This window comes from Desulfurobacterium indicum, assembly GCF_001968985.1.
Lineage (GTDB): Bacteria > Aquificota > Aquificia > Desulfurobacteriales > Desulfurobacteriaceae > Desulfurobacterium_A > Desulfurobacterium_A indicum.
This window is the reverse complement of the sequence record NZ_MOEN01000001.1, coordinates 58,302-79,741: the sequence shown is the minus strand read 5'-3', so window position 1 is coordinate 79,741 and position 21,440 is coordinate 58,302. Positions and strand designations below refer to the sequence as shown.

Genomic DNA, 21,440 nt, shown 5'->3' with positions numbered 1-21,440 from the left:
GCCTCTTTTTCACGGTTTTCCTATACCTTCATACTTCTCTGTGTATCTTCTCACGATAGAAGGTTCCCAGAGATTCCTTCCATCAATTATAACCTTATTCCTGAACCTTTCAAAATCAACGTCTTTAAACTCCGACCACTCCGTAATAAGAAGAAGGGCATCGACGCCCTCAAGTGCCTCATATTTATCTTTTACAAATATAAGCTTTTCAGGATATTTTTGTAGTTCTTCTTTAAACACTTTTCTGGCATTTTCCGTAGCAACAGGATCGTAAGCCTTAACTGTAGCACCTGCAGAAAGCAATCTCTTAATAATAGGAATGGAGGGAGCTTCTCTCATATCGTCAGTATCAGGCTTAAAGGCAAGTCCCCAAACACCAACTATCAGACCGGAAAGAGATGGATAATACTTTTTAAGCTTTTCAACCAGAACGAGTTTCTGCCTCTCATTAACATCAAGAGTGGCCTCAAGAAGTTCAGGTTTAACATCATACTGTTTCGCCGTGTAAACAAGTGCCTTAACATCTTTTGGAAAACAACTACCACCAAAACCGCAACCTGCGTTTAAAAAGTGAGGACTAATTCTATGGTCAAGCCCCATTCCTCTTGCAACGACAGTAACGTCAGCACCGGCTTTTTCGCAAATGTTGGCTATCTCATTGATAAACGAAATTTTTGTAGCCAGGAAGGAGTTAGAGGCGTATTTGATCATTTCAGCTGTTGGAAGGTCGGTAATAATCATAGCTGGCTGAAGTTTTTCATACAAAGATGCAACCATACCGGCATAATCTCTGTTGTCGGCTCCTACGACTACTCTGTCAGGCTTCATAAAGTCTTCTACCGCTTTGCCCTCCCTCAAAAATTCCGGATTAGAAACAACCTCAAAATGGTCTTCGGGATTTTCTATTCCCCTATTTCTTAAAAGATCTGATATAAATTTTTTAGCCCATCTACCGGTCCCAACCGGAACGGTAGATTTATTGACAATAATTTTAAAATCCCCCTGTTCTATTTGACTAACAATACTCCTGTAAGCACTTTCAACATAAGAGAGATCAGCCGAACCATCCTCTCTTGAAGGTGTACCCACCGCAATAAAAATAAAATCAGAATTTTTAACAGCATGAGAGTAATCTGTTGTAAACTCTATGTTTCCGTTATCTATCGCCTGTCTCAAAATCTTGTCAAGACCAGGCTCATATATGGGAACTTCCCCTTTTTTCAACCGCTCTATCTTTTCAGGATCAATATCAAGACCTATAACTTTATGTCCGAGATAGGCAAAACACGCCCCTGAAACAAGACCAACATAACCGGTTCCAATCACTGCTATCTTTTTTGACATTTTTTAGCCTCCCTTAAAGCTAATCCATATAAAAGTCCGAGCTCACTGACTGTTATTTTCTCTATGCCGAATACTTCACAAAAAACTTTAAAGAACGCAAGGCCTGGAACTATCACGTCGGCCCTTCCCTCTTCAAGTCCAACAATCTTTTTTCTCTCTTCAACAGAAACAGAGGAAACTCTCCTATACCACTTATCAATAAGCTCACAGGTAACCTGATATCCGTGAACTTTCTCAGAATCGTAAACAGTCATGGCCTCTTCCATAGCTACAACCGAGGTAATTGTACCTCCAACTCCGAAAACCTCAAAAGGCAGTTCTATTCCCGCCCTATTCTTAAAACCTTTGAGCTGTTCCTCAATAAACACTTCAAGAGACAAAAGCTCCTCTTTAGCAGGCGGATCACTCTTTATAAACTTCTCAAGAAGGACAACAACACCAAACTTCAAGCTTTCATAGTAAATTAAATTTTCTCCTTTACCGTAAGCTATTTCCGTGCTTCCTCCACCAAGATCCACGGTAACGGCAGGAACCAAAGGCTTAAAGTGAGAAACATTCGCTATATAAACAAGCTCAGCCTCTTCTCTATCAGAAAGAATCTTTATTTCAATACCGAGAGCCTTTACCTTATTCAAGAATTCATCGGCATTTTTTGCAAGTCTGGCAGCTTCTGTCGTCACAGCAACAACTTTTTCAACACCAAACTCTTCTATCTTTTTCTTAAACTCTTCCAGAACAGCTATCGTTCTCTCTATGCTGTCTCTACTCAGATAACCGGTCTGTTTTACTCCCTGTCCCAACCTTGTTACCTTTCCCGTTTTATAAAGAGGTTCAACTTCTCCATTCTTAACTTCTGCAATGAGCAATCGGGTAGAATTCGTTCCTATGTCTATCGTTGCTATCCTCAATCTTCTCCCCGCAAACGTTATAATTTGAAGGTGTCTTGCAATTTTACCACGAGGAGATGAAAAAATGTTTACCGGCATAGTAGAAGAGATTGGAAAAATAAAAGAGATAAAACGCTCAGGAAAGGATGCTGTTTTAACGATAAAATGCTCCAGAATAATAGAAGGAACAAAAAACGGTGACAGCATAGCTGTAAACGGAATATGCCTGACCGTAACCTGCATCGGTCCAGAAGAGCTGACCTTTGACGTTTCGTTTGAAACTATAAACAGAACATCCTTCAGGTATTTTAAAGCGGGAGATTTTGTAAATCTTGAAAGAGCTCTTCAGGTTGGAGACAGACTCGGCGGGCACATTCTCCAGGGACATGTTGACACTGTAAGTAAATTGTTATCGGTAAAAAGAGTTGAAAAAAGCTATCTCTTTTTATTCAAACTTCCACCTGAATTTAAACATCTTGTTGTTAAAAAAGGTTCTATCGGTATAGATGGTATCAGTCTGACGGTAGCCGAGCTCTATCCTGACAGTTTCTCGGTAGCTGTAATTCCTACTACATTTAAAGAAACAACACTGCAGTTTAGACATCCCGGAGCAATTGTAAATCTTGAATTTGACATCATAGGAAAGTATGTTGAAAGGATGATGGAAAGCAGAGTAAAATTGTAAAATAGTAAGGCTAAAAATCAACCTAAGGAGTCCGCAATGAAAGAAAAATTCTATGTAACGACACCTATTTACTACGTTAACGACGTCCCTCATCTGGGGCATGCATATACAACCACCGCTGCCGATATAGTTGCAAGGTTTGAAAGGTTTTGCGGAAAAGATGTGTTCTTTCTGACAGGAACGGACGAACACGGCCTTAAAATCCAAAAAGCCGCAGAGAAAAAAGGACTGTCACCAAAAGAGTTTGTAGATTCTCTCGTTCCAAGATTCAAAGAGCTGTGGGAAAAACTTAACATTTCTTACGACAGATTCATCAGAACAACAGATAAAGATCACATAAAAGCCGTTCAGCACATATTTACGAAGTGTTACGAAAACGGTGACATTTACCTTGGCGAATATGAAGGATGGTATTGCGTCCCATGTGAAACATACTACACGGAAAAAGATCTTCTTGAAGGCAATTTATGTCCCATGTGCAAAAGACCTGTGGAAAAAGTAAAAGAGGAATCCTACTTTTTCCGTCTCTCAAAGTATGAAGACAAGCTGCTGAAACTCTACGAAGAAAATCCAGACTTTATCAAACCGGACTTCAGGAGAAACGAAATAATAAACTTTGTAAAACAAGGATTAAAGGATCTCTCCATAAGCAGAACAAGCTTCACGTGGGGCATCCCGGTACCTTTAAACGAAAAACATGTTATATACGTGTGGTTTGATGCTCTGACAAACTACCTGACTGCCGTCGGATATCCGGACGATATGGAAAAAGTAAACCGCTACTGGCCGGCAGACCTTCACCTTGTAGGAAAGGATATTTTAAGATTCCACACTGTCTATTGGCCTGCATTTCTCATGTCAGCCGGCCTTGATATTCCGAAAGAGGTGTTTGCACACGGATGGTGGACTGTTGAAGGTGAAAAGATGAGTAAATCAAAGGGAAATGTCGTTAATCCATATGATTTAGTTGAAAAATTTGGCGTTGACCAGGTAAGATTTTTCATGTTCAGAGAGGTAACATTCGGATTAGACGGAGACTTTTCATACTCAAAGCTCATTGCAAGAATAAACGGAGAACTGGCAAACGACCTTGGAAACCTTTTCAACAGAACACTCTCCATGATTAAGAAATACAGAGGAGGAGTGATTCCGGCACCTTCAGGAAATGAAGATGACCTTGATGTAAAAATCGGAAAAAAAGCAGTAGCAACGGCCGAAAAACTTAAAGAGATAATCCCAAAAGGTGAACTTACAAAAGCTTTAGATGAAATATGGCAGTTTATAAACTTTGTTAACCTTTACATTGACAGAAGAGCTCCATGGAGCCTCAACAAAGAAGGGAAAGAAGAACTTAACAGAGTTCTTTACAACATGGCAGAAGCTTTGAGATTTATAACCGCCTTTATATACCCTTACATGCCTTCATCAGCAGAAAAAATGGCAACAATGCTAAATCTTGGTAAGAAAGCTTCCGAACTATCCGTTGAAGAATTTGCAGAGTGGGGAGGATTAAACGCTGAAAAAGAGATTGGAAAGCCGGAGATACTCTTCCCACGGATAGAATATGTTGACGGCGAAGTAAAACTGGCAAAAACAAAGAGAGGTTAATTTGGGGCGTTACGCCCCTTTTAAAATGCAAATTCCCTCTCTTTTTCAGGTCTTTTCAGATCATCAAGCCATCCTGCATTAGGAGTAAGAATCCTTTTAAAAAGCTTTCCTACCTTCCTGTAATCCTTTGCCTGATGGTATTTTAAATATATCTCTTTTCCGATTATGCCGACTATCTCTATCTTCCCCGTTTTGTGAGACATGACGTATTTAAAACGTTTACCGAAACCGTCAAGTCTCTGTTTTGCCTTTTCAACAATCTCGTATCCTGTTTTCAGAGGAACCTGAAAGTGACTCTTAACCCTCTTAACAGGACGACACTGAAAAACATAGTAAGGGAAAACGCTAATAGAAACAATAGATTTCATAAGAGATGAAAGCACTTCCGGGCTATCGTTTACACCTTTTAGAAGAACGGTTTGATTGCTAACAACAACCCCTGAACGGGTAAGCGCCTTTATAGCTTCCGCCGCCTCTCTGGTAACCTCTTTCTGATGATTAAAATGAGTAACAACATAAAGAGCTTTTTCTTTTGAAAACTTCTCAAAAATTGACAGCAGTCTGCCGTCCTCGTAAATTCTCGCAGGGTAAAAAACGGGAATCCGGCTCCCGATCCTTATAAATTTCAAATGGGGCACTTTTTTAAGCTCTTCTAAAAAGTAATCAATTACCTGTGTCGGAAGAGTTAAAGGATCACCACCGGAGATAAGAACGTTTGTTATTTCCTTGTGTTCTTTTATATAATCAAGGGCCATATCAAAAATTTTGACAGTCTCCTCCGTAGGAATACCAACCATTCTTTTCCTGAAACAGTGTCTGCAGTAGCCTGCACATCTGTTTGTAACAAGCAGCAGGGCAGTTTCCTTGTATTTATGCTGAAGCCCTGTAAGAACAGTATTTTCCTTTTCTCCGCTTGTATCGTAAGAACCCGAAACGTTAAGCTCATCAACTGATGGAAAAACCATCTTTTTAAGCGGATCTTCGGGATTATCCCAATCTATAAGGTTTGCGTAGTAAGAAGAAATAAACATGGGGTGTTTCTTTATAACCTTCCTGAGCTTATTCTTATTTTCAAAAGCAACCTCAAAAAGGGACTCTATCTCCTCAAGGGACGAGAATCCCGGTATTTTCAAATTCACCTCCTTTTAAAAGATTTTGATAAATAGAACAGGCAGCTGGAGGGCAATCTACATAAAAATATAAGAATGAAAGGTTAGACTGTCAAGAGCTTACAGGAGAAAGGTTAGAAGGGAAGGTCACACCTTCCCTTTTATAACATCAACAAGAGCAGGACCTATTTCAACAAGTCCCAGTTCAGTGATGTTCATTATGTGAAGTCTTGTGTCATGCCCGCACATTCTGCAACCGTCTATTCTGAAAAGCCTCACAATATCCCCAAATTCAACTTTGTAATTTTGAGCTCTCGTCTTTGATAGAACTATCTCCTTTGAAAGAACCATTGTAGAATCAACAATGTGTCCGACGGCATAGCCTCCTGCAGCCTCTGCAGAAAGCTCTTCGTGCCCGCTCCTTTTCTGCGAAACAAATATCGCAGTCTGATACCACTTTTTCATAAAGTTAAAAAAAGCTCTGACAACTGACCTTGCCAACATCTCTTTTGATTCAAAGAGTCCTGTAATTGAATCTATAACCGTTCTGTGTGCTTTATAAGTTCTGTAAACGTAAGCAAGCGTATCAAGCATAGTAGGAATATCCTCTCTTAACCTTGAATTACTTGCAGCATCTATAAGAATAATGTTGTTCTCTATCTTCTCAAACTCAACACCCATGGCAGTAGCTCTCTCTTTCAAAGAAGCCGCCACAAATGAAGCCGGACTTTCAACGGTAATAAAACAGACCTTCTGACCAAGAGAAGCTTGCTTTATAGTAAACTGTTCAGCAATCAAACTTTTACCTGTATCAGGCATTCCGGTCAGGTTTACAACACAGTATTCAGGAATACCTCCGAGGGGCTTTTTAACAGGCTTGCCCTCTTTCCATTCAACGGTAAAAAACAGATCATCAAGTCCCTTAACACCTGTCGGAACACCCCTCAATTTCGGAGCTTTTTCCATTGCCTCTTTAAGAAGATAGACATTATCCTTCATAACCTGCGGCTCTCTTTCTCTGAAATAGTCCCCCATGATCTTTACCCCCTGATCAATCTACTCTCTTATAAATATACTCCACATTTGTGGCACTTTCCTGAAGCGTGTAATCCTTCAAAAACGGAAACAGATCCTTTACGCCCTTGTTAATTTTTATTACAACCCTTTTTCGGGCAACTCTTTCAGCCTCTTTCAACGTTTCCGGTTCTATAAAATCCTTAACAGCAACATCTCTAAAAGGCTGCATAACATCACATTTCCACTTAGGTTTTATAAACATCGGAGAAAAATAGACAATATCAAAAGAGTTATCGGACAAACTTTTAAGAAATTCCCTATTATCTCCCACCTTTACCTCTACCCTTCTAAAAGCATCTTTTGCAATAGAAAGTTTTCCTTTCGGCTCATAGCTTCTAAGCCCCCTCTTAACTATCTCTGCTATTACAGGATCTTTTTCAACTCCAACAACCATTTTCTCCGAAACAAAAGCAGAAATTACAGCATCTTGAGCAAGGCCAAGATTACAATCAAGAACCGCATCTCCCTTTCTCAAATCCATTGCTTTAACCATCGCTTCCTTACCTGTTTTCAGGTAATTCAAAAGACGTATCTTTAAAAGTCCAGGATGGAAAAAGAGTTTACTGCCCCTAAGTGTATGAAGAACAAGACCTTCTGATGTCACAACGAGAACATTTTTTCTATAATGCTTTTTAAAACTTTCAATGGTATTGTGGCGTCTTGTTACATAAGAAGTTTTAAACTTCCTTGCAAGTTTTTTAGCTTCCTCTATAATCTCTAATGAAGGTCTCTTTTCAGTTGTAACTATAACTTCCAAAACTTCCTCCTCAAGAGGTAAAAATTATGAACATAAAGATTATAAGCCTTGAAACGGTAGATTCCACAAATGAATACCTGAAAAGAGGAAATCGCAAACCTATAACCGTCGTTACCGCCAATCATCAAACAGGCGGAAAGGGAAGGCGGGGAAAAAAATGGATATCACCGCCGGGGAAAGGACTTTACGTATCGTTTTTATTTGAAAAACCGAAAAATTTCTTAAATGTTCAAACAGTCAGTTTATCAACAGCAGTTGCAGTCGCAAAAACGCTAAATACCCTAAAAAAAGGTTTTGAAATAAAGTGGCCTAACGACATTCTATTTAACGGAAAAAAAGTGTGCGGCATTTTACCGGAACTTTCAGGGAACAGAATCGTTGTAGGAATAGGCGTAAACCTTTATCATTCAAGGGAAGAATTAAAAGAAACAGACTATCCCGCAACATCTTTAAAAATTGAAAAAATTCACTTTGACAGAGAAACGCTAACCATCAGTTTAGTAAAAAACGTCATAAACTACTTTGATAAAACTGCAAAAGGAACGTTTGAAATAAAGGAATTTGAATCTCTATCAATTATAAAACCAGGCAACAGGATAACCGTTAAAAAACAGAATGGAATAGAAAAGGTAACCGTCCTCGGTATTGATAGAGAAGGCTACCTGATTGTTGAAAAAGATGGAAAAGTAGAGAGACTTTTTTCCGCAGAGATAAGTATAAGGTTTTGAACTTTTGCACAAATGCAAAAATTAAGAGAGAAACAGAAGGGTACCAAAGCTGTTAAGGCAATGAATATAAAACCGTTAGATCTATGTTAAAGAAAACTATTGATATGGCATGCAAATTGCTATACTTTCACTGAGTGAAAATACAAGGAGATGATGGAAGAATGCAGGTTTATCAGCAAACGATAGAGAGAGAAGTAACCTTTAGCGGTATCGGCCTTCACACTGGAAAGAAAGTAAATGTGAGAATTGTTCCTGCTCCCGTTGACACGGGAATAATTTTTGTCAGGAACGATATTCCGTCTCTACCTGAAATAAAGGTATCTCCTGAAAACACGACACAGCTTTTCTACGCAACAAACCTTGAGAAAGACGGCGTTATCGTTAAAACTGTAGAACATCTCCTTGCAGCTCTTTCAGCTTTTGGCATTGATAACCTTTACATATACATTGACAGCGAGGAAGTGCCAATACTGGACGGAAGTTCCGCACCTTACATATACCTGTTTGAAAATGCTGGAATAAAGAAACAGAATAGAAAGAGAAAATATCTCAAATTAAAAGAGCACGTAGAGGTAAAACGGGAGGACAAATACATAAGTGCAAAACCTTCCGATGCCTTATCCATAAGAAATACGATATCTTTCAACCATACATATAAAAAAGTTCGTTATCAAACAATAGAGTACGTCCATTCACTTAAAAACTTTGAAAAACTGCTATCAAAGGCAAGAACATTCTGTTTTGTCGAAGAAGTTGAATGGCTTAAATCAAAAGGACTTGCAAAAGGCGGAAGCCTTGACAATGCAATAGTGATAGACAAGTACGATATTCTTAACCCAACCGGATTAAGAATGGAAAACGAATTCGTAGCACACAAAACACTGGATCTGGTTGGTGATCTTTATGTGCTTGGACATCCTCTACTTGCAGACATAGAAGCCTACAAAACGGGACATGCACTAAACGCTACTTTTGTGAGAAAAATTTACGAAGAAAAACTTTATGAAGTCGTGGAATTCGAGGAGGAAAGGGAAAATCTGGAACAGTTTGTAATGGGTAAAATTGAAGGAAAATTATCTCCAGAATAAAATTCAAAAACTGACGCTTGCCGATTTTAGTATAATCTCCCCGCAACCGCTACTTTGAAGATACACACCCAATTTAAAATAGTTTTTACACCCCTCCCAGTATCCAACATCAAATTGCTTTTCTACACTTTTTCCCAGCTTTATGAAAAGTTTATTCTTAAAAATCCCTAGCTTTATGCTAAAAAAACCTTCCGGACTCTTTCCAAGATCTATTTTTTCATAAAAGTGACTATACATATTTTTTCTCAAAATAGCCCAGATATGCCCTTTTAACCAGGCGATTCTAAGAAGCGGCTTATTGACACTACAATACTTTGATGGTTTTGAATGTATCTGTATAAACGTAAACTCCTTAACATTGTTTAACGGCATCAATCTCAAAGTTAACTTCAACCATTTCTCTTTTTTTACAGGTATTTGCCATTCATCTTTAAACCTTAATTCGCATCTCCTGCCAACACCACACATTCTGAAAACTATACTTTTATCTTTTGCATAGAAATATTTTGTTTTAAAATTTTTGAAATTTCCGTAATGAGTCGAATAAATTTTATTAAAGGTACTATACGGTGCCTGCAATTTACAGGTATTAAGAAGTTTCCGAAAAGATTTAATATCATAAGGATAAAGAACATCTGAAACGGCAGGCCTATATGCTGACATCAACACAAAAATATACAAAAACAGCAACTTTTTCATGTCTATTCAATATCTTCAACAACTGAAGGTGCCATAAACCATTCCAGAAAGAACCTTCCATCCTTTTTAGAAACCTTTGCAATACTACCTTTTTTAAACTTTATGCGGGAAGGATTTACACAGATAAGCTCGTTTAAAAAGATGGAAAGGTCAGGCTGATGTGCAACAATAGCAATATCTCCTTCGAACTTTTTCAAAACCTTCAGGTAATCATCAACATCGGCATCGGGAAGCAAAAGTTCTGTCGTTTTAACGTCTGATCTGATAATCTCAGAAAGTATTTTTGCCGTTTCAACTGCTCTTGCGCAGGGACTTGAAACAATTGTAATTTTTTCCGGAAACAGATTCTTTATTCTCTCGGCAAAAGCCCTGAACTCTATTTTGCCCTTTTCTTTTAAAGGTCTGTCACAATCGTCACCTTTCCAGTTTTCTCTATCAACAGCTTTTGCATGCCTTATCAGAAAAATCTCCCTCATACCTTAACCTCTCTTATCCATCTTTCAAAATACTCCTGGGAATTAAAGTCTCTCTCTTCGGGACGAACATAATCACCGGTTGGAGTCAAAATCCTCACCTTTGCCGTATCTTTCAGCTGAATCTCAAGAATCTCTTTTAGAAAAGATTTTAGCTCAGGGTTCTCTATTGACACCATTGTTTCTATTCTACGGTGAAAGTTCCGCGGCATCCAGTCAGCACTACTTATGTATATCTCCTCATCACCGCCGTTTTTAAAATAGAAAATCCTCGCATGTTCAAGATATTTACCTACAATACTTATTACCTTTATATTTTCACTTACACCTTCTATTCCCGGCCTTAAACAGCAAATACCTCTGACGATAAGGTCAATTTTTACACCTTTTTGCGAAGCCCTGTAAAGTGCCCTGATAACTTCAGGATCAACAAGAGAATTCATCTTTGCAACAATCCTTCCCTCTTTCCCTGCTTTCGCTTCTCTTTCTATCAGATGAAGAACCTTCTTTTTAAGGGTAACCGGTGACATATAAATTTTGCTGAGTTCAGGCGGATGAAAGTATCCAGTAATAACATTGAAAAGTTTTGAAACATCCTCGCCAATTACAGGATCAGTGGTAAGAAAACCAACGTCCGAATAGATTTTAGCCGTAGAAACATTGTAGTTGCCTGTCCCTATATGAACATAACGTTTAAGGGTATCGTCTTCACGCCTCACTATCATCAAAAGCTTGGCGTGGGTTTTAAGTCCGGGAATTCCATAAACGACATGAACACCTTCTTCTTCCAGTTGTTTGGCCCAGGTAATATTACTCTCTTCGTCAAACCTTGCCTTTATCTCGACAACTGCAACCACCTCTTTCCCGTTCTGAGCAGCCTTTTTAAGAGCTTCAACTATCGGCGAATTTTTTCCTACCCTGTAAAGAGTCTGCTTAATGGCAAGAACATTAGGGTCTTCTGCAGCCTCTTCAACAAGTTCAACGACGGGATCTATCGACTCGTAAGGGTGAAAAAGGATAAAATCTTTCATTTTTAGAGCGGAAAAGATATCAATATTGAAAGCTCCAGGGTAAAAAGGCGTATATATAGGAAATTTCAATTCCGGTCTATCGATGGTTTCGTAAACATTCCACAGATCAGAAAGATTGAGGGGAATATTCAGAGAAAAGATATCTTCCTCTTTAAGTTCAAGCTCGTCCTTCAAAAAGTTAACCATGTATTCGGAACATCCATTTATCTCAAGCCTGACAGGCTTTCCAAAACGCCTTTTCCTTATTCCTTTTTCCACTTCTTCCAGAAGGTCGTCTGCCTCATCTTCCTGAATAACAATATCAGCATCTCTCGTAATTCTCATCGTTGCAACCTTAGCAATATTCTGTTCCGGAAATAGACTCTCTATATTATGAATAATTAAATCTTCAAGCAAAACGTAATGAACCTCATTATCGTCTTCTTTCAGTTTTATAAATCGCGGCAAATTTTTAGGAACGGGAACAAGGCCGAATTTCAACTCTTCCTCGTAAATCTCAACAATAACGTTAAAACTCAAATTCGAAAGATGAGGAAACGGATGCGTTATATCAACGGCAAGCGGCGTTAAAACAGGATAAACAAATTCGTAAAAATATTTATCGGCAATCTTTTTTAACGATTTATTTAGTTTATCGTAACGGTGAAAATAAATTGAGTTATTTTTTAACTCCCTTATAAGTTTTCTGAATTGTGTTTCAACACTTTTAAGTAAATTCTTTGTTTTTGAAGAAACTTTTTTAAGCTGCTCTTTGGGTGTCAAACCATCCGGTGACGGACGGTTAATACCTGCAGAGATCTGTTGCTTTAAACCGGCAACCCTTATCATAAAAAATTCATCAAGGTTTGTAAAAAATATTGCAAGAAACTTTAAACGCTCAAGGAGAGGATTAGTCTCATCTTCCGCTTCCTGTAAAACTCTACGATTGAATTCAAGCCAGCTTAACTCCCTGTTTATCAGAAGTTTCGGACTTGAAAGGTCTATCTCTTTTCTCACCTTTTATCACCCTCTCGTAAATTATTCCTTCTCTTATACCGTATTTCGAAATCACAAGCTCTTTACAGTTAAATATATCCATTATTTGCAAAGCAACCACGGAAGCCGTTAAGACGGTCTTTGTCCTTTCAATAGGAATCTTATACTTAAAAGCAAGCTCAGCCGATGGTATTTTTTTTATCTCTTTTATAACATCCTTTAAAAGCTTTTTCTTTATTTTTCTCTTTCCCGTTATCTTTTTTATAGCCCTTATGCTTCCGCCTATTCCGACAAGACGGGAAGTATTTTCAAAAATAGATTTATCAGGAGCAACATACCTTTTAACTTTTCCCCTGATACATTTAACATCATAGTTTCCACCCTCGGAAGAGATACATTCTTTAAATTCAAGCGTCCCCAAAGGATAACTTTTACATTTTTCTATCTTTCTATTTCTTATTCGGCAAATTTCAAGACTTCCACCTCCTATATCAAATGTAATAAAGGTTTTATATTTAACATCGGCCAGAGCACCGAGAGTAGAATAGTAAGCTTCTTCTTCACCTGAAAGAATCTCTATGTCGAAAAGATCTTTCATCCTCTCAATGAATTCATGACGATTTTTTATCTCCCTTATCACAAAAGTGGCAAAAGCTATAACCTGATCAGGGTGAAAGAAATGGATTTTTTCTTTAAAAGATTCAAGGGCAATACGCGCCTTTATAAACCCTTCTTCTGTAAGACAACCTTTTTCATCAACGCAGTTAAGAAGCCGGGCATAAACCGATTCCTTGTAAACTTCTTTAAATTTCTTTTTTTCTACGTCAACACGATAAACAGCAAGCTTTACCGTATTTGACCCTATATCAACAACGGCTACCGTTTTCAAAACATCATCCATTTAAATATTTGAGACATTCTTCCACTTCCCATTTACTACCAAGGATAACAGGCACTCTCTGATGGAGTTCTTGAGGAACAACATCCAGAATAGGTTCCTTACCTGTTGTCGCCAGTCCACCTGCATTCTCTACTATAAAAGACATAGGATTGGCTTCATAAAGAAGTCTCAACTTTCCGTTTTTATTTTTAACATCGGCAGGATAAATGAATATGCCTCCCTTAAAAAGCGTCCTGTGAACATCAGCAACCATTGAACCCACATATCTTAATGTATATTTTTGCTCTTTCAATGAATCTACAAATTTCCTCAACCCATCTTCGGTCCATTTGTGATAGTTTGCTTCATTTATAGAGTATATTTTCCCTTTCTCAGGCATTTTAAAGTTATCTTTAACAAGAATAAAGTTACCGCTTTCAGGATCAAGACAGAAAACAGAAACAGAATCCTTGAATGCAAGAACAAGCATCGTGCTTGGTCCGTAGATAACGTAGCCGGCTGCTATCTGTTCTCTTCCTGGCTTTTTAACATCCTCTTTTTGGATGGAAAAGATAGTCCCTATACTAACGTTAACATCGATGTTTGAAGAACCGTCAAGAGGATCAAAGGCTATTGAATAACCGGTATCTGAAAGAACAAGGCAGTCTTCAACCTCTTCAGAAGCAAGCATACATGCTTTTCCTGTGCACTTTAAGGTTTCAATTATTATTTCATTTGCCAGTTCATCAAGCTTTTGAACCTCTTCTCCCTGAACATTAGTTTTCCGAGCGGAACCCAAAATATCAAGAAGGGCAGCTTTTCTAACCTTTCCTGAGATAATTTTGGCAGCCGATGTTATCTCACTGATTATAAGAACAAGAGCATCATCTATTACTGGATTTCTAACTGCTTTCTGAAAGAGATATGTCGTCAAAGGAATCATCAGAACCTCCTTTAAATTTTCATAAGTGTAGATATGAAAGCTTCCTTTATTTCATCCTGGTCAAGCTCAAAATTTGCCTTTTCCCTTTCATCAACAACAGCCATTATCGCGGATCTGGAATCAAGATTATAAACTGCATATATGAATTTCGCACCCATATTGACAATTATATCTATAAATCTATCCTGACATATATCTGAAATAACCTCAGCAAAATTCTGAAAAGGCTCCTTCAAATCAATAGAAACATTATCAATCCTACCTTCAATCTTAAAAATTCCATCTTTATCAAAAAAAAGAATGGCATCAATCGTTCCCTCAGAAAATATCCTTGCACAAGTATTAAGAAGATCGTTAAAATTAGAAACTAAAGGTTTCTTCTCAGACTTTATTTTAGAAAGATTATCCATTACTTCCTGAACCGCTTCTTTTTCTATCTGAAGACTTTCAAAAATCGACATCAATTTTGAAAAATCACAACTTAAGTTTTCCTCGACATCACCTTTCAACGGCTGCAAATCCATACTTTGAACAACATCCGTAACTTTTATAATCTCCTTTAAAGCCCTTTCTCCCGAAAAATCATCAAAAGGTGTAGAATATTTAACTGAAATAATAAGACCGTTCTTTATAGAAATAACACCTTTACCATCGGGCATTCTCAAATAAATCTGCCAGCTTCCACCGGTACCAATAAGGCCAAAGAGTATTTCTTCAAGTTCCATTCCGTTCTTTCCTCTTCTCCAATATAGTTGCCAGCTCTTTAGAAACAGATTTAAGCCAAAAAGATAACCTGGTCATCATCTTATCAGTCGAAAAATTAGAAGAAGTTGCAGCTGGATCACATATCCAGATAAGATATATTTCAAAATCAAGACATTTATTTTTAAGAATAAAAATCTCTTCCATAGATTCTGTTCTATAAACGACCACTTCCGGTTTCTTAAATAGGTTATCCTTAAAAGAAACATTGGACTTATTATGAAATTTCAAAACGGTATCATAAATTTTTACACCGTATGGAAATAGCCTCTCTATTTTATAGTAAGGATTTTTCACTTTTGAATAGATAGTTAAACCTTCAGAAGAAACAATTCCGTGTCCTATCCATTCTCCTGTCTCTATTTCTTCAGATTTTTTTTCGAAAAGATCTGTAATAGTTTTAACTTTCTTCTCTTCAATGTTGAAAAATTTTTTAAGAAATCCAAACATAAACTCTCCCCATCATTTCATGCTATCCGATAAAAGGACAACCCTATCCTGAAAGTTTTCAAAATTTCCACTATGGGTAAATTATAGCATTAATAATTTCTTAAGAAAATCTCTCCAATTGCCTCCCGGTACTTCTACATAATTTTTGTTTTCAATGAGGTATGGATTTAAAAGATATACCCATGCATCAACAAAATCTCCATAAGGCAACAATCTAACAGGTTTGATTGTTCTTATATATAAACTTCTTTCTGGTAAAGATTCAAAGAAATCTTCGAAAAAATCAATGGCTTTAAGCGTCCAAGTATCCACCTGATAAAGCTCACCAAAAACCTTTCCGCTACCATCTATAACCGCAGGATATCCATCTTCAAGATGCAATAACCGGGCACCGTAAAGAACACCGTAACCGACAAAGTGATTATCAGATAAGAATATATTTGCCGAAAATCCTGACATTAAAGTCCCATAAACAAAAAGAAGATGAAACATATTTTTCCCCACATACAAAATTGACTATTTTATTTTACTCCTAGAGAAACTGAGTAACAAGGGGGAAAAGAAAATTAAACAAAAAGCCCCGCAAAGGCGGGGCTTTTAATGCATTCAAAAAATGGGGTTACTTACCGAGAACTTTTCTAAGAAGATACCTCTTCTTTTCAATTTCACTTTCAAGTTTTGCCTTCTTAACAGCTTCCTCTTCAGGAAGGCTCTTAAGCTCTTTCTCAAGTTTTTTAATCTCTTCTTCTATCTCTTCCGCTGTTATCTCTCCAGGACGGAAAATGTCTTTTGCAGCTATAAGCACCTGATCCTGCTCAATTTCAAGAAATCCATCATAAACAAAACAATTTTCTTCTTTATTTTCAGGTGTTATAACCAATACCGCTGCAGCAGCAAATTTATAAAATTCTGGCTGGTGTCCAGGAAGAATACCAACAGCAGAATCATCCATATCCACATATACTTCTTTAGCAGCACTTGCAATATGTTTTCCTGTCATTGAAGCGATGCGAACATCTAATGCCGTTAATGTATTTTTAGCAGCCATCAATCAGCTCCTTAATTTAAGCTTTAGCTTCTGCTTCTTTTAAAAGTTTTTCGCCTTTCTCTATAGCCTCTTCTATGTTACCAACCATATAGAAGGCGTTTTCTGGAAGATGATCAAGCTCACCGCTGATAATCTTTTCAAAACCTTCAATCGTTTCTTCAACTGTTACATACCTACCTGGCATACCTGTAAATACCTCAGCAACGTGGAACGGCTGAGTCAGGAAGAGCTGTATCCTTCTTGCTCTATGAACAACAAGCTTATCTTCTTCTGAAAGCTCTTCCATACCAAGAATAGCGATAATTTCAAGAAGCTCCTTATATCTCTGAAGATATCTTTGAACTTCTCTTGCTACCCTGTAATGTCTTTCGCCAACGTATTCTGGTGCAAGCATTCTTGATGTTGATTCAAGCGGATCAACAGCAGGATAAATACCCTGTTCTGCAAGTGCCCTTGAAAGAACAGTCGTAGCGTCAAGGTGAGCAAATAGTGTAAACGGAGCTGGGTCGGTAAAGTCATCAGCAGGAACGTAAATAGCCTGCACGGATGTAATAGAACCTTTGGTGGTAGATGTAATTCTTTCCTGAAGTGCGCCAACCTCTGTAGCAAGTGTAGGCTGATAACCAACTTCAGAAGGGATCCTGCCAAGCAGAGCCGAAACTTCTGAACCAGCCTGAATAAATCTGAACATGTTATCTACAAAAAACATCATATCACGACCTTCAACATCACGGAAATACTCAGCCATTGTTACACCAGTCATAGCAACACGCCACCTGTTTCCAGGAGGTTCGTTCATCTGACCGTAAACGAGAACTGTATTTTCAAGAACACCTGACTCTTTCATTTCAAGCCAAAGATCTGTTCCTTCCCTGGTCCTCTCACCAACACCAGCAAAAACAGAGAAACCACCGTGCTTCATAGCAACGTTATGGATAAGTTCCATAAGAAGAACCGTCTTACCAACACCGGCACCACCAAACAGTCCTGTCTTTCCACCTTTCGCATACGGCTCAAGAAGATCAATAACTTTAATTCCAGTTTCAAAAATTTCAGCTGTTGCTTTCTGCTCTGTAAGAGGTGGAGCAGGTCTGTGTATAGGCCAGTATTCTTCCGCTTCAACAGGACCAGCAGCATCAACAGGTTCTCCAACAACGTTAAAAATCCTTCCTCTTGTAGCGTGTCCGACAGGAACTTTTAGATAATCACCGGTATCAACAACTTCCATACCCCTTTTAAGTCCCTCTGTAGCACCAAAAGCAACACATCTAACCTTGTTATCACCAAGGTGCTGGTGGACTTCCATATAAAGTTTTCCTTTCGTAATCTTACCGTCCCATGTTACCTGCTTTACATCAGGAATATAAAGCGCATGGTAAAGCTCTGGTAATTTGCCATCAGCAAACTCAACATCTATAACAGGTCCTACAATCTGAACAATTTTTCCTCTGTGCTCAGCCATTCCTATCCTCCCTATTTCATTGCCTCAATAGCTGTTGTAATCTCGATAAGCTCTTTCGTAATTGCCGCTTGCCTTGCTTTGTTAAATGAAAGGGTGAGCTTATGAATCATGTCTTCTGTATTCTTAGTAGCGTTATCCATTGCAGTCATACGTGCAGCGTGTTCAGAGGTTTCAGACTCTTTAAGTGCTCTTAAAACAGCAGCACGTATATAGGCTTTTACCGCTTCGTCTATAACAGATTCATCCTGTTCCATGTAATATTCACCTTCTGACTTAAATTCCATCTCTTCAGGTTCCAGAGGCAGAATTTTTTCAAAAGTTACCTCCTGGACAAGCGGATTAACAAACTTATTGTAAACCAGGTAAATTTCATCACAGTATTCAGTAACATAACCTGTATAAAGTTCTTCTGCAATTTCCTCTGCAAGGGGAGCACCGATTCTCCTGAATACGTTTCTATATTCCTTACGGACCTTCAAATTTGAATGTCTTGTGAAGAATTGAGAAAGCTTATTGCCAACTGTAGTTAAACTTATCGTTATACCTTCTCTCTTTTTCTCTTTCGCAAACTTGTTCACTTCTCTAATAATGTTTGAATTAAAAGCTCCACATAGTCCCTTATCAGAACCTATAAGCACAAGTTCAACTCTGAAAACAGGCCTTTTTGCAAGTATAGGAAATTCAACAACATTTCCTCTATAACATAGATTCTGAAATATCCCTTTCATAACACTTGCATAAGGACGAATTCTGTAAAGTTCGCCTTGAGCTTTACGGAGCTTGGCAGCGGATACCGCCTTCATTGCAGACGTTATCCGCTTTGTTCCTTTCAAACTCTTAATTTTATTTTTAATGTCTCTCATACTTGGCATTGTTATACCCTCTCTTAGGCTTCAAAGGTCTCCTTGAATTTCCTTATAGCTTCATGGAGTTTTTTCTCAAGCTCGTCATCAATCTTCTTCTTCTCAAGAATTTCATTGAGAATTTCAGGATATTCAGCATCCATGAATGCGTAAAGCTCTCTCTCAAACTTTGTAACGCTCTCCACTGGAATGTCATCAATGTAACCGTTGATAGCTGCAAAGAAAGCTACTATTTGCTTCTCGACAGGAATAGGATTGTAAGGGGGTTGCTTGAGAAGTTCCATCATTCTCCTACCACGCTCAAGCTGAGCTCTCGTAGCAGGATCAAGATCGGAAGCAAACTGTGAAAAGGCCTCAAGTTCCCTGTATCTTGCAAGCTCAAGACGGAGCTTACCGGCAACTTGCTTCATAGCCTTTATTTGGGCCGCACCACCGACCCTTGAAACAGAAAGACCAACGTTAATAGCAGGTCTCTGACCCTTGTAGAACAGGTTTGTTTCAAGGAAGATCTGACCATCAGTAATAGAAATAACGTTTGTTGGAATGTATGCTGAAATATCACCAGCCTTTGTTTCAATAATTGGAAGAGCTGTAAGAGAACCTGCCCCAAGCTCATCATTAAGCTTCGCAGCTCTTTCAAGAAGTCTTGAGTGAAGATAGAAAACATCACCAGGATAAGCTTCACGACCTGGAGGACGTCTCAAGAGAAGTGACATTTCCCTGTAAGCAACAGCCTGCTTGGAAAGGTCATCATATATTATAAGTGCTGCCCTTTCGGTATCTCTAAAATATTCAGCAATTGTTACTGCTGCAAACGGTGCAAGATATTGGAGAGCGGCAGGTTCAGATGCAGTAGCAGAAACAACGATAGTATAGTCAAGAGCACCTAATCTTCTTAAAAGTTCTATTGTTTGAGCAACAGTTGACCTTTTCTGTCCAACTGCACAGTAAACACAGATAACATTTTCTCTTTTCTGGTTAAGAATTGTATCAATAGCAATTGTTGTTTTTCCTGTCTGTCTATCACCAATAATAAGCTCTCTTTGCCCTCTACCGATAGGAATCAGAGCATCAATAGCTTTAATTCCCGTCTGGAGAGGTTCGTGAACAGGTTTCCTGGTAACGATACCGGGAGCAATTCTCTCAACCGCTCTTCTCTCAGCATAATCGATATCGCCTTTTCCGTCTATAGGATTTCCAAGAGCATCAACAACTCTTCCTATAAGAGCATCTCCAACAGGAACATCAAGGATCCTTCCTGTTCTCTTTACTTTTCCACCTTCGACAATTCCTCTTCCCTCACCTAAAAGAACGATACCGACGTTGTCCTCTTCAAGGTTAAAGGCAACACCTTCCGTTCCATCTTCAAATTCAACAACTTCCCCATACTCAACATCATCAAGACCGTAAACTCTGGCAACACCATCGCCAACTTTAATAACAATACCTGTTTCTTCAAATTTTATGGAGTACTCAAACTCTTCAATCTGCTTTTTTATCAGCTCCAATACTTCTTCTGATCTCACCTGCATCCCTTCACCTCTCTATCTTATTCTGCAAGTTCTTTTTTCAGGTTTTCAAGTTGTGTCTTTATGGAAGCATCAATAACCCTATCGCCAACCTTTACTATGAAGCCACCTATAATTGAAGGATCTATAATAACTTCAAGACCGACTTTCTTACCTGAAATCTTCTCTATCTGCTGCTTAACAAACTTTATTGTTTCTTTATCAAGCTTGGTGGTACTTATAAGTTCTCCCTGAACTCTACCAAGTATAAAGTCAACATACTTTTTAAACTCTTTCTCAACAAGCTTGATAAGATAGAAATCTCCCTTTTCTGCCATTTCAAGAAGAACTTCTTTCAGTTCAATAGTAACATCGATCTTATCGAGTATTTTCTTAACGAATTCAAATTTTTCTTTCTTGTCAACCGCAGGACTTGCCAGATACTTTATAGCTTTTTCATCAAAGAGAGAAGCTACCTCGTAAAGCTCCTCGTGAACCTCCTCGAGTTCTTCTTTGGAAAGCTTATTTACAAGCTCTTTAGCGTACTTTTTGGCTGTTCTCACATCCGTTTTCAAAGCACTCCCTCCTTAGCGATTTGGGAAAGGCTTGTTTTGATGATTTTCTTGTTAAACTCTTCATCAACCTGACCTTTTATCTTTTCCTTAGCAAGCTCTACCGCTTGAGCAGCAGCATAAGCCTGAAGTTCCTTCTTAGCCTTTAAAAGCTCTCTTTCTATCTCTTCGTCAGCAGCAGAAAGAATTCTCTCTGCCATTTCCTTGGCTTCTGCAACCATTTGAGCTTTTTGCTTTTCTGCCACTTCTTCAGCATGCTTGATGATCTCTTCAGCTTCTGCCCTGGCTTCCTTTGCCTTTCTCTCAGCCTCTTTCAAAAGCTGAAGCGCATCTTCCTTCTCTTTTTGAGCTGACTCAAATTTTTCAACAATACCGCTTATACCCTGGGAAATCATGTTTCCAAGCGGTTTTTTTAGAAACTTGTAGAGGAGCGCGATAAGAATAATGGTATTAATAGTTTTCCACATAAGCATAGAATCCATACTAAAACC

Annotated in this window: 23 protein-coding genes; 4 read left to right on the top strand and 19 right to left on the bottom strand. The window is 38.3% G+C overall.

The window, feature by feature from the left end:
* Window positions 1-9: 9 nt before the first annotated feature.
* Entirely contained in the window at window positions 10-1,344 is a 1,335-nt protein-coding gene (locus BLW93_RS00390) for a UDP-glucose dehydrogenase family protein (protein WP_076712129.1), read from the bottom strand.
* Window positions 1,329-2,252, bottom strand: coding sequence for a Ppx/GppA phosphatase family protein (locus tag BLW93_RS00385; protein WP_076712128.1), 924 nt, complete (start codon window positions 2,250-2,252; stop codon window positions 1,329-1,331). Before BLW93_RS00385 ends, BLW93_RS00390 begins: the two co-directional genes overlap by 16 nt.
* 64 nt (window positions 2,253-2,316) lie before the next feature.
* Between BLW93_RS00385 and BLW93_RS00380 the strand changes: the two genes are divergently transcribed.
* Window positions 2,317-2,916, top strand: coding sequence for a riboflavin synthase (locus BLW93_RS00380; RefSeq protein WP_076712127.1), 600 nt, complete (start codon window positions 2,317-2,319; stop codon window positions 2,914-2,916).
* Window positions 2,917-2,952: 36 nt separating this feature from the next.
* Window positions 2,953-4,524, top strand: a complete 1,572-nt coding sequence (metG, locus tag BLW93_RS00375; RefSeq protein WP_076712126.1) for a methionine--tRNA ligase — start codon at window positions 2,953-2,955, stop codon at window positions 4,522-4,524.
* Between the two features lie 20 nt (window positions 4,525-4,544).
* Here metG and BLW93_RS00370 read toward each other — a convergent pair whose 3' ends face one another.
* From BLW93_RS00370 to BLW93_RS00360, 3 genes are all read right to left on the bottom strand, one after another.
* Window positions 4,545-5,657 carry a KamA family radical SAM protein gene (locus tag BLW93_RS00370; protein ID WP_076712125.1) on the bottom strand — a complete coding sequence of 371 codons (1,113 nt, stop codon included), beginning with the start codon at window positions 5,655-5,657 and terminating at the stop codon, window positions 4,545-4,547.
* 123 nt (window positions 5,658-5,780) lie between these two features.
* Window positions 5,781-6,668, bottom strand: coding sequence for a KaiC domain-containing protein (locus BLW93_RS00365; protein WP_076712124.1), 888 nt, complete (start codon window positions 6,666-6,668; stop codon window positions 5,781-5,783).
* A gap of 16 nt (window positions 6,669-6,684) precedes the next feature.
* Window positions 6,685-7,467 (bottom strand): class I SAM-dependent methyltransferase, encoded by a 783-nt coding sequence (locus BLW93_RS00360; RefSeq protein WP_076712123.1) that lies wholly within the window; start codon window positions 7,465-7,467, stop codon window positions 6,685-6,687.
* Between the two features lie 26 nt (window positions 7,468-7,493).
* On the opposite strand from BLW93_RS00360, the gene BLW93_RS00355 reads away from it, so the two are divergent.
* Both BLW93_RS00355 and lpxC read left to right on the top strand, forming a co-directional pair.
* Window positions 7,494-8,195, top strand: a complete 702-nt coding sequence (locus BLW93_RS00355; RefSeq protein WP_078058036.1) for a biotin--[acetyl-CoA-carboxylase] ligase — start codon at window positions 7,494-7,496, stop codon at window positions 8,193-8,195.
* 161 nt (window positions 8,196-8,356) lie between these two features.
* A complete protein-coding gene (gene lpxC / locus BLW93_RS00350) occupies window positions 8,357-9,283 on the top strand; it encodes a UDP-3-O-acyl-N-acetylglucosamine deacetylase (RefSeq protein ID WP_076712122.1) in 927 nt (308 codons plus the stop codon).
* 3 nt (window positions 9,284-9,286) lie between these two features.
* Here the strand turns inward: lpxC and BLW93_RS00345 are convergent, their stop codons facing one another.
* From BLW93_RS00345 to atpF, 14 genes are all read right to left on the bottom strand, one after another.
* Entirely contained in the window at window positions 9,287-9,982 is a 696-nt protein-coding gene (locus BLW93_RS00345; RefSeq protein WP_078058035.1) for a polysaccharide lyase family 7 protein, read from the bottom strand.
* A 2-nt stretch (window positions 9,983-9,984) separates the two neighbouring features.
* Window positions 9,985-10,458: a SixA phosphatase family protein gene (locus tag BLW93_RS00340; RefSeq protein WP_076712121.1), complete on the bottom strand. Its 474-nt coding sequence runs from the start codon at window positions 10,456-10,458 to the stop codon at window positions 9,985-9,987.
* The gene (gene ppk1 / locus BLW93_RS00335; RefSeq protein ID WP_076712120.1) at window positions 10,455-12,482 is read right to left on the bottom strand and encodes a polyphosphate kinase 1; all 2,028 of its coding nucleotides are present in this window, start codon (window positions 12,480-12,482) and stop codon (window positions 10,455-10,457) included. Before ppk1 ends, BLW93_RS00340 begins: the two co-directional genes overlap by 4 nt.
* On the bottom strand, window positions 12,418-13,350 hold the full coding sequence (locus tag BLW93_RS00330; RefSeq protein ID WP_078058043.1) for a Ppx/GppA phosphatase family protein: 933 nt from the start codon (window positions 13,348-13,350) through the stop codon (window positions 12,418-12,420). Before BLW93_RS00330 ends, ppk1 begins: the two co-directional genes overlap by 65 nt.
* A gap of 4 nt (window positions 13,351-13,354) precedes the next feature.
* Window positions 13,355-14,284, bottom strand: coding sequence for a class 1 fructose-bisphosphatase (gene fbp / locus BLW93_RS00325; protein WP_076712118.1), 930 nt, complete (start codon window positions 14,282-14,284; stop codon window positions 13,355-13,357).
* Between the two features lie 11 nt (window positions 14,285-14,295).
* Window positions 14,296-15,009: a hypothetical protein gene (locus BLW93_RS00320; RefSeq protein WP_076712117.1), complete on the bottom strand. Its 714-nt coding sequence runs from the start codon at window positions 15,007-15,009 to the stop codon at window positions 14,296-14,298.
* The gene (locus BLW93_RS00315) at window positions 14,999-15,496 is read right to left on the bottom strand and encodes a hypothetical protein (RefSeq protein WP_076712116.1); all 498 of its coding nucleotides are present in this window, start codon (window positions 15,494-15,496) and stop codon (window positions 14,999-15,001) included. The genes BLW93_RS00320 and BLW93_RS00315 overlap by 11 nt, the downstream gene beginning before the upstream one ends.
* 81 nt (window positions 15,497-15,577) lie before the next feature.
* Entirely contained in the window at window positions 15,578-15,988 is a 411-nt protein-coding gene (locus BLW93_RS00310; RefSeq protein ID WP_076712115.1) for a gamma-glutamylcyclotransferase family protein, read from the bottom strand.
* A gap of 127 nt (window positions 15,989-16,115) precedes the next feature.
* The gene (locus BLW93_RS00305) at window positions 16,116-16,544 is read right to left on the bottom strand and encodes a hypothetical protein (RefSeq protein ID WP_076712114.1); all 429 of its coding nucleotides are present in this window, start codon (window positions 16,542-16,544) and stop codon (window positions 16,116-16,118) included.
* Between the two features lie 16 nt (window positions 16,545-16,560).
* A complete protein-coding gene (atpD, locus tag BLW93_RS00300; RefSeq protein ID WP_076712113.1) occupies window positions 16,561-18,006 on the bottom strand; it encodes a F0F1 ATP synthase subunit beta in 1,446 nt (481 codons plus the stop codon).
* An 11-nt stretch (window positions 18,007-18,017) separates the two neighbouring features.
* Window positions 18,018-18,878 carry an ATP synthase F1 subunit gamma gene (gene atpG, locus BLW93_RS00295; protein WP_076712112.1) on the bottom strand — a complete coding sequence of 287 codons (861 nt, stop codon included), beginning with the start codon at window positions 18,876-18,878 and terminating at the stop codon, window positions 18,018-18,020.
* A gap of 14 nt (window positions 18,879-18,892) precedes the next feature.
* Entirely contained in the window at window positions 18,893-20,401 is a 1,509-nt protein-coding gene (gene atpA / locus BLW93_RS00290; RefSeq protein WP_076712111.1) for a F0F1 ATP synthase subunit alpha, read from the bottom strand.
* A 17-nt stretch (window positions 20,402-20,418) separates the two neighbouring features.
* Complete coding sequence (gene atpH / locus BLW93_RS00285) at window positions 20,419-20,952, bottom strand: ATP synthase F1 subunit delta (RefSeq protein ID WP_076712110.1); 534 nt, start codon at window positions 20,950-20,952, stop codon at window positions 20,419-20,421.
* On the bottom strand, window positions 20,949-21,431 hold the full coding sequence (gene atpF / locus BLW93_RS00280) for a F0F1 ATP synthase subunit B (RefSeq protein WP_076712109.1): 483 nt from the start codon (window positions 21,429-21,431) through the stop codon (window positions 20,949-20,951). The genes atpH and atpF overlap by 4 nt, the downstream gene beginning before the upstream one ends.
* Window positions 21,432-21,440: the final 9 nt, after the last annotated feature.